Source organism: Salibacterium sp. K-3 (genome assembly GCF_054052005.1).
In genome coordinates, this window is sequence record NZ_JBSVZE010000002.1 from 371,420 (window position 1) to 384,938 (window position 13,519).

14 protein-coding genes are annotated in these 13,519 nt (G+C 46.9%); 7 read left to right on the forward strand and 7 right to left on the reverse strand.

Annotated elements, in window-relative coordinates:
• Positions 1-102 precede the first annotated feature (102 nt).
• The 4 genes from ACW9JV_RS14000 to ACW9JV_RS14015 form a co-directional block, all read right to left on the reverse strand.
• Positions 103-1,557 carry an ABC transporter substrate-binding protein gene (locus tag ACW9JV_RS14000; RefSeq protein ID WP_457335484.1) on the reverse strand — a complete coding sequence of 485 codons (1,455 nt, stop codon included), beginning with the start codon at positions 1,555-1,557 and terminating at the stop codon, positions 103-105.
• Between the two features lie 55 nt (positions 1,558-1,612).
• Positions 1,613-2,440 carry a phosphoenolpyruvate hydrolase family protein gene (locus tag ACW9JV_RS14005; protein ID WP_457335486.1) on the reverse strand — a complete coding sequence of 276 codons (828 nt, stop codon included), beginning with the start codon at positions 2,438-2,440 and terminating at the stop codon, positions 1,613-1,615.
• Between the two features lie 19 nt (positions 2,441-2,459).
• Positions 2,460-3,677: a Tm-1-like ATP-binding domain-containing protein gene (locus tag ACW9JV_RS14010; RefSeq protein ID WP_457335488.1), complete on the reverse strand. Its 1,218-nt coding sequence runs from the start codon at positions 3,675-3,677 to the stop codon at positions 2,460-2,462.
• 175 nt (positions 3,678-3,852) lie between these two features.
• Entirely contained in the window at positions 3,853-5,688 is a 1,836-nt protein-coding gene (locus ACW9JV_RS14015) for a phosphoenolpyruvate hydrolase family protein (RefSeq protein WP_457335490.1), read from the reverse strand.
• Between the two features lie 554 nt (positions 5,689-6,242).
• Here ACW9JV_RS14015 and ACW9JV_RS14020 point away from each other — a divergent pair.
• Both ACW9JV_RS14020 and ACW9JV_RS14025 read left to right on the forward strand, forming a co-directional pair.
• Complete coding sequence (locus ACW9JV_RS14020; protein ID WP_457335492.1) at positions 6,243-6,440, forward strand: CBS domain-containing protein; 198 nt, start codon at positions 6,243-6,245, stop codon at positions 6,438-6,440.
• Positions 6,441-7,151: 711 nt separating this feature from the next.
• Positions 7,152-7,982, forward strand: coding sequence for an MBL fold metallo-hydrolase (locus tag ACW9JV_RS14025; RefSeq protein WP_457335494.1), 831 nt, complete (start codon positions 7,152-7,154; stop codon positions 7,980-7,982).
• Between the two features lie 435 nt (positions 7,983-8,417).
• Here the strand turns inward: ACW9JV_RS14025 and ACW9JV_RS14030 are convergent, their stop codons facing one another.
• Positions 8,418-10,661 carry a molybdopterin oxidoreductase family protein gene (locus ACW9JV_RS14030; protein WP_457336068.1) on the reverse strand — a complete coding sequence of 748 codons (2,244 nt, stop codon included), beginning with the start codon at positions 10,659-10,661 and terminating at the stop codon, positions 8,418-8,420.
• Between the two features lie 16 nt (positions 10,662-10,677).
• Positions 10,678-11,118, reverse strand: a complete 441-nt coding sequence (locus ACW9JV_RS14035) for a hypothetical protein (RefSeq protein ID WP_457335496.1) — start codon at positions 11,116-11,118, stop codon at positions 10,678-10,680.
• 328 nt (positions 11,119-11,446) lie between these two features.
• Between ACW9JV_RS14035 and ACW9JV_RS14040 the strand changes: the two genes are divergently transcribed.
• The 5 genes from ACW9JV_RS14040 (at position 11,447) to ACW9JV_RS14060 (ending at position 12,767) form a co-directional block, all read left to right on the forward strand.
• Positions 11,447-11,524 (forward strand): hypothetical protein, encoded by a 78-nt coding sequence (locus ACW9JV_RS14040; RefSeq protein WP_457336070.1) that lies wholly within the window; start codon positions 11,447-11,449, stop codon positions 11,522-11,524.
• Positions 11,525-11,587: 63 nt separating this feature from the next.
• On the forward strand, positions 11,588-11,692 hold the full coding sequence (locus ACW9JV_RS14045; protein ID WP_457335498.1) for a hypothetical protein: 105 nt from the start codon (positions 11,588-11,590) through the stop codon (positions 11,690-11,692).
• Complete coding sequence (locus ACW9JV_RS14050; protein ID WP_457335500.1) at positions 11,679-11,894, forward strand: PH domain-containing protein; 216 nt, start codon at positions 11,679-11,681, stop codon at positions 11,892-11,894. Before ACW9JV_RS14045 ends, ACW9JV_RS14050 begins: the two co-directional genes overlap by 14 nt.
• Positions 11,895-11,946: 52 nt before the next feature.
• On the forward strand, positions 11,947-12,138 hold the full coding sequence (locus tag ACW9JV_RS14055) for a hypothetical protein (protein ID WP_457335502.1): 192 nt from the start codon (positions 11,947-11,949) through the stop codon (positions 12,136-12,138).
• Positions 12,139-12,353: 215 nt separating this feature from the next.
• Positions 12,354-12,767: a hypothetical protein gene (locus tag ACW9JV_RS14060; RefSeq protein ID WP_457335504.1), complete on the forward strand. Its 414-nt coding sequence runs from the start codon at positions 12,354-12,356 to the stop codon at positions 12,765-12,767.
• A 183-nt stretch (positions 12,768-12,950) separates the two neighbouring features.
• On the opposite strand, the gene ACW9JV_RS14065 is transcribed toward ACW9JV_RS14060, so the two are convergent.
• Entirely contained in the window at positions 12,951-13,505 is a 555-nt protein-coding gene (locus ACW9JV_RS14065) for a hypothetical protein (protein WP_457335506.1), read from the reverse strand.
• Positions 13,506-13,519: the final 14 nt, after the last annotated feature.

Genomic DNA, 13,519 nt, shown 5'->3' on the forward strand with positions numbered 1-13,519 from the left:
GATCACTCCTAAGTAAAGATGGGACTGCCGGGAGAGAAAAAGACTGATCCCGGCAGCATCCCTGATTGACAGCTCTTTACTTTTCTCTTTGGTTCCTTGTATTTATTCCCACCCGTCGTTTTCTTCCAGCTGATCAATATACTCTTGCCCAAAATATTCTTCCAGATCTTCAAAATACTGCTCCGCTGTATCAGCGGGAAAATCTCTCGAATTGGACGGCTGTGCCATATATTCTTCCTTCCAGTCTTCATAAGGACCGAACTGGCTGACATCTTCATACGTTTTGATGACTTCATTCTGCAGCTCGCCGTCAACCATCTTGACTTGTTTGATATAAATATCCTGAACCGCCTGGCCGTACTCATCAAAGTGGAAGGCTCCGCGCGGCGAATTTTCCACTTCCATATCAAGAATTGCTTCGCTCAGCGCATCCACATCATTGATATTACCGCCTGTTTCATCCAATGCCTGCAGGATGACGCGCATGGTATCGTACCCCTGCATAGCCACCGCATCGACTTCTTCCCCGGTTTCTTCCATATACGTTTCTCTGAACTGCTGATTCGCTTCATTATCCAACGCTTCAGAATAATGCATGGAAGAATAAACACCTTCAAAACTGTCTGACACCTGTTTCAGAATCGGTGTGTCTCCCACATTCGTGCCGCCGAGCAGCTGTGGATAATATTCCTGCATCCCGTATTGCTCCCAGGCCTCATAGAATGCAATCGCATCGGCACCGCCGCTGTTCAGAAGCACAGCATCATATTCATCCGAAATATTCTGCAGCTCATTCATGATGGAACTGAAATCAAGTGTATCGGTCGGATGCCAGATCGTATGCACTTCTTCGCCGCCGTTTTCATAAAACCCACGTTTGAAACCCCCGGCCTGCCCCCATGGGTACGCATAATCCTGCCCTACCATGGCAACTTTTTCATAGCCTAATTCATCCACGACATATTTTCCGAAATGAAAGATTGTCTGGCTTCCCGTCCAACCTGCGCGAATCAGATTTGGAGAGCGTTCTCTCATCGTCATATCTTCAGGAGCGGAAAAACCGGGCATCAATAAAATATCCCCGTTGTCCTGGGCCCAGTCCGCAGCAGCCATTCCTTCATCCCCTGTGGAAGGACCAATAATAACGTCCACTTCGTCCCTCTGCTTCAGACTGTCGAGCCTTGTTATAAGCTGTTCTGCATCCGCCTGGGAATCTTCCACATGGACAGAAATGTCTCTTCCTTCATAGCTGTGGTCCACTTCTTCCAGTGCAAGCTCAACGCCAACTTCCACTTTTTCCCCGTATTCGGCCAGTCCGCCGGTCATTGGACCGACAACACCTACACGGATTTCTCCTTCGTCTCCGCCTTCTGCACTGCCCTCACTTTCAGAATTTCCCCCGCTGTCTTCTTCTGAGCTCTCCCCTTCCAGACCGCTGCCTTCCATTTCTTCATTTCCTTCCCCTTCTGTACCGGTATTGCCTGAACAGGCCGCGGCAACCATCACAACGAATACCAAAAGCACCGTGAACAAACAGAATGCGCGTTTATTCAACATTTTATTTCCCCCTCTAAGATTTGGCTTTTGACAACGCTTTCAAAGCCTCCCTTTATTACCTGGATATACGCTTGAACTGCTCGACCTGTCCTTTAATCGCTGTTTCAGTCGGCAGCCGCTCGATGCTGGAAGCTCCAAAAAATCCGACAATGCCACTGGTGTGTTTCATGATGTATTCCGCGTCGTCCGGCTCCGCTACAGGACCGCCGTGGGAAATGATCATGATATCCGGATTCACAGCTTTTCCCGCATCGTGAATCGCCTGGATCCTTTCCACGCAGTCATCAAGGGTCAACGCGGTGTGAGCACCGATCGTTCCATTGGTCGTGAGTCCCATGTGGGCAACCAGAATATCCGCTCCGGCTTCCGCCATTTTGCGTGCTTCTTCTTCATTGAACACGTAAGGAGTGGTGAGCATATCAAGCTCATGAGCTTTGCGGATCATTTCCACTTCCTTATCGTAACCCATCCCTGTTTCTTCCAGATTTTTTCGCAGAACATCTCCAATCAACCCGACCGTCGGAAAATTCTGAACACCGGCGAAACCCATATCTTTTAATTCTCTCAAAAAGACATCCATAATCCGAAAAGGATCGGTGCCGCATACACCGGCAAGGACGGGGGTATTCTCCACGACAGGCAGTACTTCATCTGCCATTTCCTTCACAATTTTATTGGCATCCCCGTACGGCATCATCCCGGCAAGCGACCCGCGGCCCGCCATACGAAACCGGCCGGAGTTATAAATAATAATGAGGTCGATACCGCCTTTTTCCGCAGATTTTGCTGACAGTCCGGTGCCGGCGCCGCCACCGACAATCGATGTTCCTTCTTCCACCTGTTTTCTGAACCCTTCCATGATCTCTTTACGATTTGTCTTCATCCTGTTTTCCCCCGCTCTTCTATTTCTTATTTTCCATCAAGGCAACCAACTTACGTGCCGTCGCAACGGCAAACGTTTCGTCATTGATATGATTGTTCATTTCTATAACGTCTACCTGGTCATTCGTTACATGTTCCGACAGGGAGCGGAACAACGCATCGTTCTCTTCCGGTCCGTAAAACGGCTGTCCCTGCATATCAATTCCTGAAAGTCCCTGTAACGGCAGGAACAGCGCAGAAGGCACCTGAACTGCATTCATCTTGCCGGCAATGATGGACCCGAGCTGCCGGTTCTCTTCGGCTGTCGTACGCATCAGTGTCGTGTTTGCATTGTGTTTGTACAAGTTGCGTCCCCGGAACGTGTCAGGCACTGTTTCCATTCCTCCAAAATTCACCATGTCCAGCGCCCCCGTAGAAACAACCTGCGGAATCCCTGCTTTGGCCACGGCGTCGAGACGGTCCGGGCCGGCACTTAAGTTCCCGCCTACCAATTCATCACACCATTCCGTCGTCGTAACATCCAGCACACCTGAGAGATAACCTGATGCCGCCAGACTTTCCATCGCTTTACCGCCGGTTCCGGTCGCATGAAAAACCAGCACTTCATAGCCTTGGTTTTCCAAATACTCTTTGGCTTTTGTAACACATGGGGTGGTCAGCCCAAACATGGTCGCACCAATCAGCGGTTTATCTGAGGGGACTTTCGGCGTTTTTCCTTTCACCATTCCGGAAACCGCATAGGCAGCATTTGCCAAAATGCTCGAAGATAACAGATTGATGCCGGAGATATCTACCACAGAATACATCATCGTTATATCCTTCACACCAACATAAGGACGCGTATCCCCGGATGCCACCGTGGAAACCATCACTTTCGGAACGCCAATCGGGAGCGCCTGCATTGCGTGAGTCCCTATCGTGGTCCCCGCCGATCCACCCAGACTTATGACACCAGAAATGGTACCGCTTTCAAAAAGGCTTAAAGCGTAAGCAGCTGCTCCTTCCATCATGATGTCCACGGCAGCTCCTCTATCATCCTCTTCGATCAACTTCTCAAGCGGCGCTCCCCCTCGCTCTGCGACGTCCCCGCTGGAAATATCGGGCGGAAAGGTGGAAGCTCCCTTCACTCCCGTATTCATCGTTACCGTACCAACACCGTCTTCTTTGAGAATATCTTTGATGAACCGGCACTCGTTCCCTTTCGTATCAAATGTTCCTATCAGCAGAACTTTTTTCAACCCTCCCCCCCCTTTCTTTTGGATCTAACGTTTATTAATGCAAAAGCCATGCCAACTTTTTTCCACGCCTGTTTTCCCCCTTACACCGCTTTTTTGTTTTCCCATCATAAAAAAAGCGAGAAAGCATTTTCCCACTTCGCGTGATGCATTTCTCACTTTTTTCGGGAAACGTTTCTCACTTCTGTTGTTCAATCTCATATTTTTTCATCTTGTTGTACAGTGTACGTCGCGTGATGCCGAGCTGCTGTGCCGCTTTCGTCCGGTTCCACGCATAATGGTCGAGGTATTCTACAATCATCTGTTTTTCATTCGTTTCAGCGCTTGCCTGCGATACCCCGGCCAATGTGCTTCCCGCGTGAGAAACATCGTCCGGACCTTCCGCCTCCTCCTGGACGGAAGCAGGCAGGTCATGCAGGTAAATGAAATTTCCATCACAAAGAATCGCTGCCCGTTCCAATGTATGCTCCAGCTCCCTGACATTTCCCGGCCAGTCATAAGCAACGAGAGCATCGAGCGCCTGTCCCGACAATCTTTTTATACCCAGATCAAACTTTTCATTAATGCTTTTGAGAAAATAATTCACAAGTAGCGGAATGTCCTCTTTTCGTTTATGGAGCGGCGGGGTATAAATCGAAACAACATTCAATCTGTAATACAGATCTTCCCTGAAGGTTCCGCGTGACACAGCTTCCCGAAGGTTGGAATTGGTCGCACATACTATTCTCACATCGACTTTGATCGTTTCGTTGCCGCCGACCCGCTCGAATTCCTGCTGTTGAATAACCCGGAGAAATTTCGCCTGGATCTCAGGGTCGAGCTCGCCTACTTCATCGAGAAACAACGTGCCTTTGTCCGCTATTTCAAATTTTCCGAGGCGCTTTCGCTCCGCCCCTGTGAAAGCCCCTTTTTCATGCCCGAACAATTCGCTTTCCAGAATTTCTTTCGGAATGGCTGCGCAGTTGATTTTAACGAACGGCTCCTGATAACGGGAGCTGTTATAATGAACAGCCCGGACGACTAATTCTTTGCCTGTTCCACTGGCACCGTGAACGAGAACGCTGATATTTTTATCTGCCACTTTTCTAACCACATCATATATATCCTGCATGCTTCTGCTCTGCCCGACTATTTCATCAAAGCCCTTTTTTCGAACGAGTTCCTTTTTCAAATGCCGGTTTTCTACTTCGAGCATCTGATAGTTTTTAAATTCACTCGTGATTTCCTTAATACTGGCTTCAGCTGGAATACGTTCAAAACTCGAGCCCCCGATATAGCCGAGAGCATTTGTTTCCTGATATATATAACCCGCCTGTTCCGCATCCTTAAACGGACCACCGTATACCATGGTCAAAACGTTGGGCTGGACGCTGCGGGCTGCTTTAAATATACGGTTGATCAGAGAGATGTTCTCCTGCATGCTGGTCCGTTGTTTGACCCCCACCTCACCTCCGACGGTCCAGCCCAGATTGACACAGACAACGTCCACATTCACTTCTGCCATTTTCCTGGCCTGTTCTTCATCGTAAGCAAAAGCAATGGTAAAGAGCCCCTTCTCTACTGCTTTCTCCATTAACTGTACTTCCAGTTCAAACCCCATCCCATTCTCTTCCAAAGCTTCCCGGAATGTACCGTCAATCACCCCGACACTGGGAAAGTTATTGATCCCCTGAAATCCGCTTTTCATGACGTTGTTAATGAGCATGTTCGGACTTTTCGTTGGATCTGTCGCGCAGGCCCCAAAAATAACCGGGATATCGTGGACACGAGGAAGCACTTCTGTTCTGCCAAAATCCATCACCGTTTCATTACTGTTTAAAAAAGGCATCATGCAGGCAAGTGAAGAAACACCGGAAGCCCGGAACCGTCCCGCGTTCAATGCCAGAATCAGATCAGCGCCTCCTTCCTGTGCCTGTTTGGCCGAAAGGCCGGAGCCCACCGCCGCCCCAATAATAGGGGTATGATTCTCCACACTTTGATTTAAGGTATATACGATGTTTTCTTTGGTAATCATACGACTCCCCTTCCCTCTACGAATATCGTATGTTCTGTCAGCGCTTACACTATATTGCTTTCGAATTCCTTTTCCTACTATTTTACCACAAACGTTTTATGAGATGTCCCCATAAGAGAAACCGAGAGTTTTCCTAATAAGTAGGCGGCACTCCATCCCCTCTGGTGATCACAAAAACATGAAAGGACGCACAGAAGCAGAGCGGACAATGGGACAGAAGTTTCAATACGTGAATAATCAGGAATGGCCTGTTTAATCTCGGAAATCCTTCGGGAATCTTTCTCCGTAAGCAAGAAAAGAATGCCAGCGTTTCTTTTCTTACTACTGATAGGATGTATAAGAATGGCAGAGAATACGGTCAAAACCGGAGAGAAAGCACCAGAAAGCCACCAGAAAGCGGAAACTATGAGGTACAGAGCCTTGTTAGCGGAGGATCAAGCCAGTCAGTAATACCGAAGTAAATATGTGGGGGTTGTCACCGACAGAGATATCGTTGTAAACGGATTAGCTAAAGGATCCTCAGAAAACATACAAGCTTCCGGACAGAAGATGTAGTGACAGGTACCCCGGACATAAACGTGGACGAAACTGCCCAATTGATGCAGGAGCATCAGATTAAAAGATTGCTCGTCCTGGAGAATGATAATAACGTAAAAGGAGTCGCCTCCCTGAGAGATGTTGGCGTCGAACATGCTTCCGGCACAGCCGGCAATGTAGTTCCAGAAGTTCCCAAAAGAAAAGGGAACAATTAAGTCATAAAAGCTGTCCCATCATCCTGGGGGACAGCTTTTCTTTTAATATAATACGGTTTTTTGAGTGTGGAAGAGAGGATTACGATATTGCAACATTTTTTATACCGTTTGGTTCCTGATCTCGTAAAAGTTTTTATGAATATATATATGTCTACACGACAGCGGCGCGAACTACGAGCCAGCCTGTGGGTCCTTCCCCTGGTTTACATCAGCATAGCTGTGCTGTTAGCTCTTTTATCCAGTTGGATAGAATTCGGCCTTCGTTCCGATGGGCATCTTCGAAGCATTGACCACAGAATACGACCTCACTCAGACAATGTATAATACGATGCTTGGCAGGGTTCTGACATTAAACGCCTCTTAGAGAAATCCTACTACCCCGAAAAAACAGCTGGTCTTATCTTGATAAACAGTTTTCCTCTTGTTAACACGTGGTTGTTAACTGCCGAATTCAACCTTGGGATATGGACATATGAAGATTTTCGAGGTTTTCTCGGGAAAGGAAAGCAAAGTATTGCCCTGCAGCCCAATAAGGGTCCTGCCCTCCTATTCCCGGGTTGTCAAAAAATATGTATTCGTTTGGGGAAGCTTGGATAAAGGTATAGCTTTCCTAAACCATTCTAGGAAGAAGGAGTAAAAATCACGGCTGACGGGGTAGACTATCAGGAAAGAATCAACCGCAAAGAAGCCGTTCAGAAAGGAGAGTTAAAAATGGGGGAAAGATTTATTCCAGTCACTTCCGCTAAAGCAGGATCCGGAGAAGAAGTGGCCGCAGACGTTTATATATATACCAACCAAGTAGTAAACCTTTTCTTCGTCGGGCTCCCTGAGGGAAAATGGGTCATGGTTGATGCAGGGATGCCTAAATCTGCGGATAATATTCTGAAGGAAGTGGAGAAGCGATTTGGTGCCGGCAGCAAACCAGAAGCCATCATCCTTACTCACGGTCATTTCGACCACGTAGGAGGCATTAATGAACTGCTGGACGAGTGGGAGGTGCCGGTTTATGCGCATGAACAAGAGCTAGGGCATCTTACTGGGAAGCAGGACTATCCTGAACCAGATGCGACAGTAGAAGGCGGAATGGTAGCAAAAATGTCTCCCATGTTTCCAAATCAAGCCATTAATATAGAAAATTACGTTCATCCTCTTAAGGAAAACGGCAGCATACCCGAAATGCCGGGATGGAGTTGGATCCACACGCCCGGACATACGCCCGGACATGTTTCTTTATTTCGGGAAGAAGATCGATTTCTCATTGCTGGTGATGCTTTTGTCACCGTAAAACAAGAATCCCTTTATAAAGTAGCGACACAAAAACTAGAAATCAGCGGTCCCCCAAGGTATTTAACCACCGACTGGGAAAAAGCACGGGATTCCGTAAAAAAGCTGCAGGAGTTAAAACCCTGCACAGCCGGTACCGGTCACGGAAAAGAGATGCACGGGGAGCAACTGACCGAAAACCTGGATTATTTAGTGACCTATTTTGACGAGATTGCTATTCCAGACAAAGGACGCTTCGTGGACAACGATAAAGAGTAACTACCCTCTTTTATTGTAAAGCGGGCGCTGCCTCCATCAGCAGCCGGCAAAGAAGGAGTGTCCGCATCACGTCGTCTTGGAGACACTACACCGTTAAAATCAGGCAGTAGTGGTTTCAATCGAATGGGTCTGGAACCACTATGGGCCCGTTGTAGAAACACACTGGCTTCAAGACCCCCCTTGTGGACACTAAAAGCACCACGGTTGATATACAGTGTCCACGTTCCTTTATCCCCCTAAAAACGGTACATCCCGAGGATGCACTGTTCCCCCGCATGTTGCTGCTTTTCAGAATCCCTACGAGTCGGGCAATGTCACACACAAAACCCGGACGATGACGGTTTGTTTTCGTTGCATGGCAGCCCATCGTCCGGGTTTCTATATTATCCCTATTCTTTTTCCTACGGTGCTGCTTTGCTGAAAATCTCTATTCTACTAATCCGTGATTTTCTCTACTCTGCAGGATGCCTGCTTGAATATTGGCTGGTGGGAGAGGGGATCCACTACATCTATGGTTAATTGGTTAGCTGCTTGATTCTCCTCCCAATTTCCGTAGTGAAACGGCACAAAGACTTCTCCTTGATTCACCTCAGTCCCAAGGCGCGCAGGTACTTCTATAGATCCTCTGGGAGACGTTACACTTACCTTTTCTCCTTCCGATATATCTAAAAAGCTGGCATCCTCTTCATGTAAAGCCACATAGGCCTCCGGCGCTTTTTGATTCAGATCCGGGGAGCGGGCTGTCTTTGTTCTTGTATGCCAGTGCCAAAGGATACGTCCGGTATTCAGCCATAATGGAAACTCTTTTCTTGGTTTTTCCGGCGCACCTAAATGCCTGGTGGGATGGAAAATGGCTTTCCCATTAGCGTTCAATTGAGCGAATTCCTTTTCGGTTTTCGGACGCCCGGTGACCATATCCTTGCCAAAGCTCTGACAATATTCAACTTCTGTAGGAAAATGATGGTCTTCATATAAGCGGGTCGTACCTTCCGGGTTATTTTCAGTGGCAGGCCAGCGAATTCCGTTTTCTTTTTCAAGCTTATCATACGTCATCCCCGACATATCACTTGGACGCCCCTTTGAAACCTTTCTCCATTCATTAAACGCTTCTTCCGGGGTGGAATAGTCGACAAGTGGATTCCCATCTTTATCCTGAAGATCCATCCTCCTACTGAAATCAATAAGAATTTCCAGATCGGTTTTAACGCCTGCAGGTGGTTCTACTGCTTTTCGAAGTACATTGATCGTACGATCCGCATTTTCCATCGTTCCTTCCTTTTCTCCCCACATAGCAGGCGGAAGGACAACGTCGGCCACCTCCGTCGTTTCCGTCAGAAAAGGATCCTGCACGACGACGAACGTTTTTTCTAATGCTTTCTTTGCTCTCGGTAAATTAGGCAAAGATACTAGAGGATTGGTGTGAATGTTCCAGAAAAATCCTATTTTTTCTTTTTCCATAAGCTCTATTTGTTTTATGATTCCTTTTTCCGGTCCGACGGCCAGCGTAGACTCTTCCACATTCCATAGCTCCGCCACTTCGCGAAGGTGTTCAGGGTTTTCGGAGTTGCGATTCCCCGGATACGTTCCTACCCCGCCAACAGTACGGTTACCAGAAGAACTGGGCTGGCCGGCCATGTGGAGCGGCCCGCTTCCTGGTTTACCAATTAAACCTCTCATGAGATGAAGGTTGTTTATAGCCACGCAGGCACTTGTAGCATCGCTGCTTTGAAAAGCACCTTGGAGGGTGGTAGAGACAAGACTTTCTGTTTTGCCAAGCTTCTCCGCAGCTAACCGGAGAGTATGAACAGGGATGCCGGATTCGTTGCTGGCGTTTTCTAACGACCAGGGTTCTACGGATTCTTTCATTTCATTAAATTGAACGGTATGTTTTTCAATAAATTCTTCGTCCAGCCATCCTTCAGAAATGATTTCTCGGATAAGGCCGTTTAACAGCGCTGCGTTGGAGGCTGGCTTCAGCTGTAAATGGAGGTCCGCTTCTTTTGCGGTTAGGGTTTCTCTAGGATCTACAACAATTAAATAAGGGCTTCCGGTTTTTTTCTTTCTTTCCATGATTCGATCAAAGAATACAGTGCCGGTCTCAGCGGGGTTATGGCCGAAAAGCATTATTGTTTCTGCCTCATCCAGATCTTCAAACGATGCCGGAGCCCCGTCTGCGCCAAAGGATTGAAGCAGACACCATTCCGTTGTAGCCGTACAAAGCCTGGTGTTAGCATCAAGTAAGTGAGTGCCAAGGCCGGCTCTTCCAATTTTAGCGGTGGTGTAGTAATCTTCCAGGAATCCCTGTCCTGTAGAGTAAATTCCCACTCCGTCTCCGCCTTTTTCCTTCACCACTTCTTTCGCCTTTTTTACAATATAATTCATGGCTTCATCCCAGGATGCCTTTTCTAAGTTTCCTTCTTGGTTTCGGATGAAAGGGTGCAGTAAGCGGTCTTCGTGATTATTAGGCTCCCACTGATACTGGGCTTTCGGATCCAGTCTTCCTAGATTGATGGAATCTTCTTTTTTACCTTTAATTCCAACAATTTTTCCATCTTTAACAGCAATATCACATCCGCAGCCAATCGAGCATAAATTACAGGTACTGTGCACCCACTTTTCCACTTCTCCCTGGCTGTGTACGTGTATATCCTGTCTCTTCTCTCCCCAATCCACAATCATTACTCCTTTGTGCTGGTTATTCTCGATATAAGGTTGGAATGACATAAGGAATATGGTCTTCCCGCATGAAGTCTTCCTCTTCCGGCAAAGCGTCTTCTAAAAGTTCAGACATGTTATTAAATAAATGATTCATTTTCTCTAATTTATCTTCTTTTAGAAAGTTATTCTGCTGGCATATTCTTTTCCAGGCTTGAAAATGCAACTTTTCCACTTCATCATTTCGATAAATAATTTTAACCCATTCCACAAGGTTGGAATAATCCGGTACCTCTTCTTCTTTTAAGTAGGAAAGCAGTTTTTCTATCGTTGACTTTTTTTCTTCCAATACAAGGCGAAACCGTATCTCAAGAGGGTCATCCCGGAAATATTGGAGCTCGAGCAGATCAGATAATATGTGGTCCACCCGGGCGAAAGCCTCGTAGATGTGGTCTATCTCTTTTTGTTCGACTTTGTTCAACACTATTCCCTCCCTGTTTTTATGTCTATACCTTTTACTTTAAATAATCAAACCTCCTCCTTTAGTAAAAGGAAAAACTAACGCATGGAGCGACAAGTACGAAAGTATCAATACGAAAAAAATTGAAAAATATTCGTTTAGCTTCGAAAACAATGAGGAATTCTTTTTACTGGAAAGAATGAACAACCAATTATTCTTTCAAACTATATTTTGCAGGTATACCAATGGCAGACAATACGATCAAAACCGGTGAAATAGCACCAGAAAGCGGAAATTATAAAATGCAGAGTCTTGTCAGCGGGGCCCTTCCAATCAGGACAATACCGAAGTGAAAGTAGAGGAAGGAGAACAGCTGCCACCTTCTCCTTCAAGTAATGAAGCAGCTTATTGGGTAAAAGTATCATAATAACTCTTACGAGACAGTATCCTGTCGTGGACATTTTATGAAGAAACGAGTGTACCGGCGGATGTGACGGATGTGCTGGTGGAAGGGGAAGAAGCCGAAATTGCCTATAAAACGGTGCGGGATGTAGCGGTGGTTACGAACGAACGAACGGATCATGATTGCCGATAAGCAGGGGATTACCGGGAAAAAAGTGGAGGTCTATACGATTCCGTTTTCCTCGATTGTCATGTATTCCTCCGAAAACAGCGGCACGTTTGATTTGAACGCGGAAATCGAGCTGTGGACAAAAGTGGGGCGGATGAAGCTGCATCTGAACAAAAAAGTCGACATCCGCAAGCTGGACCGGCTGATCGGAAAATACATATTGTAAGGGAGAAGACTCGCCGCATTCGAAACAAGCTTGCTGCAGAAGGAGATTAACCTTGTCGAAAAGATGGATGGTCATGATGGTATGTTGGGCGATTGTAGTTCCCGCCATCGTAACCATTTTACGACTGGGTATAGATTATATTGTAGGAAATAATATGGAATGGTTATCCTATTCAGCTGTTTTCTTAGGCACAGCTGCGGAAGGATTGATTTTTACCGGGCCGCAGTTTCACGAACTCTTCTGAAGATAAAAAGAGGGGGATGGCTGAGAAGCAAAAAAACTGCCCCAGATGACTACTTCCGCCATCTTCCACCACGTCCTTTCTGGCTCCTCTTTTGTATCCATTCTACCTTTTATTATGAAAATTTAAAAAACAGTATGTTTACTTCAGCAAACAATGATAAAATCATGGCAGGATAAAACAGGAAAAATTAGTATGCCATGAAAGGAGATCTACCTATGTTTCGGCGGATGATTGGTTATGCCGCTGTGTGTTGTGCCATCCTGGGCTGTCTTTATGTGATGGTTCAGACCTATTACGACCTTCAAACGGCGGTGCAGCGGGGTGATCCGGGAACATTCCCCCTTATCCGAATGACGGTGTCCGCCATGGGAATCGGCATACTGCTCGAAGCAGAACGGATGGTATCCCTGTTCCACCGCGGCCCCGGCGCCAATTGGTTTCTCGTTCCGGCCTTTATCGCCGGCATCCTTGTTTTCATTCCAAGAGGGAATTGGCTGGCCTGGTTCGACGCTGACAGGCCGTTTTATATTGATATGTTTTTTCTTCCTGAAACACACGCCGTTCTCTCTATGGCGGCAGGTCTTCTTTTGATCAAAGGCCTCACCGGGTGGAAGAAGCCATCCGCATAACTTTTTATGGATGAAATGGAGTAAAGTAGATGATAGAGGATACCTGAGTGGTGAAAATATGTCCATAATGTCCTCATAATGCCGTTTGAGACCACTACCCGCCAGATTCGCTGGAATAGTGTCTTCTTTAATCATTTGGAGGCACTAACCCGTAGTTCTAAGCTTTTTAGTGTCCATAAAAAATCACTCTTCCTCGATCCCAACTTCCTCCCGGAAACGTTCAATCCGCTCCGCTTCATCAGACCGGAACGCTTCTACGATTTCTTTTCTCCGCGTGTTCCACGGTTTCGGCTCGTTTTCTTTCTCATGATCTCTCAGCTTCTCTTTCATCAGGGAATGTTTATAGCCGCTGATCACGTATTCGTTCCAGTATTCGTCTTCGGTCAGATTCTCTTTTTCCATTGTTTCCTCTATATCCTGCAGCGACGATTCCGTGTTAGGACCGTCTCCATTTTCCAGTGTCTTTCGGACGGACTGCGCTTCTTCCCGGGCCTCTTCATCCGTTACTTCAATCCCTTCATCCTGAGCTCTGTTCACGAGAGCCGCTTCCTGCACGATCAGATCGAATGCCTCCTGCTGTGCCTGCTCTTCCGGCATTCCATTATTATCCTGAAAGTTTTCACTCAGTCTCTCGTATTTTGTCATCAACGGTTCGTCATCGATTGGATTCAACGTCTCTTCTCCGCCGGAACAGGCTGTCAGGACGAGCGCCAGCAGCAAAAGCATGAACTTTCTCAAGCCTTTCACTCCTT

Coding starts and splice junctions, on each gene's coding strand:
- ACW9JV_RS14050 (WP_457335500.1), top strand. CDS start 11,679: ATGATTGCCGATAAGCAGGGGATTACCGGGAAAAAAGTGGAGGTCTAT.
- ACW9JV_RS14015 (WP_457335490.1), bottom strand. CDS start 5,688: ATGATTACCAAAGAAAACATCGTATATACCTTAAATCAAAGTGTGGAG.
- ACW9JV_RS14025 (WP_457335494.1), top strand. CDS start 7,152: ATGGGGGAAAGATTTATTCCAGTCACTTCCGCTAAAGCAGGATCCGGA.
- ACW9JV_RS14060 (WP_457335504.1), top strand. CDS start 12,354: ATGTTTCGGCGGATGATTGGTTATGCCGCTGTGTGTTGTGCCATCCTG.
- ACW9JV_RS14000 (WP_457335484.1), bottom strand. CDS start 1,557: ATGTTGAATAAACGCGCATTCTGTTTGTTCACGGTGCTTTTGGTATTC.
- ACW9JV_RS14030 (WP_457336068.1), bottom strand. CDS start 10,661: ATGATTGTGGATTGGGGAGAGAAGAGACAGGATATACACGTACACAGC.
- ACW9JV_RS14005 (WP_457335486.1), bottom strand. CDS start 2,440: ATGAAGACAAATCGTAAAGAGATCATGGAAGGGTTCAGAAAACAGGTG.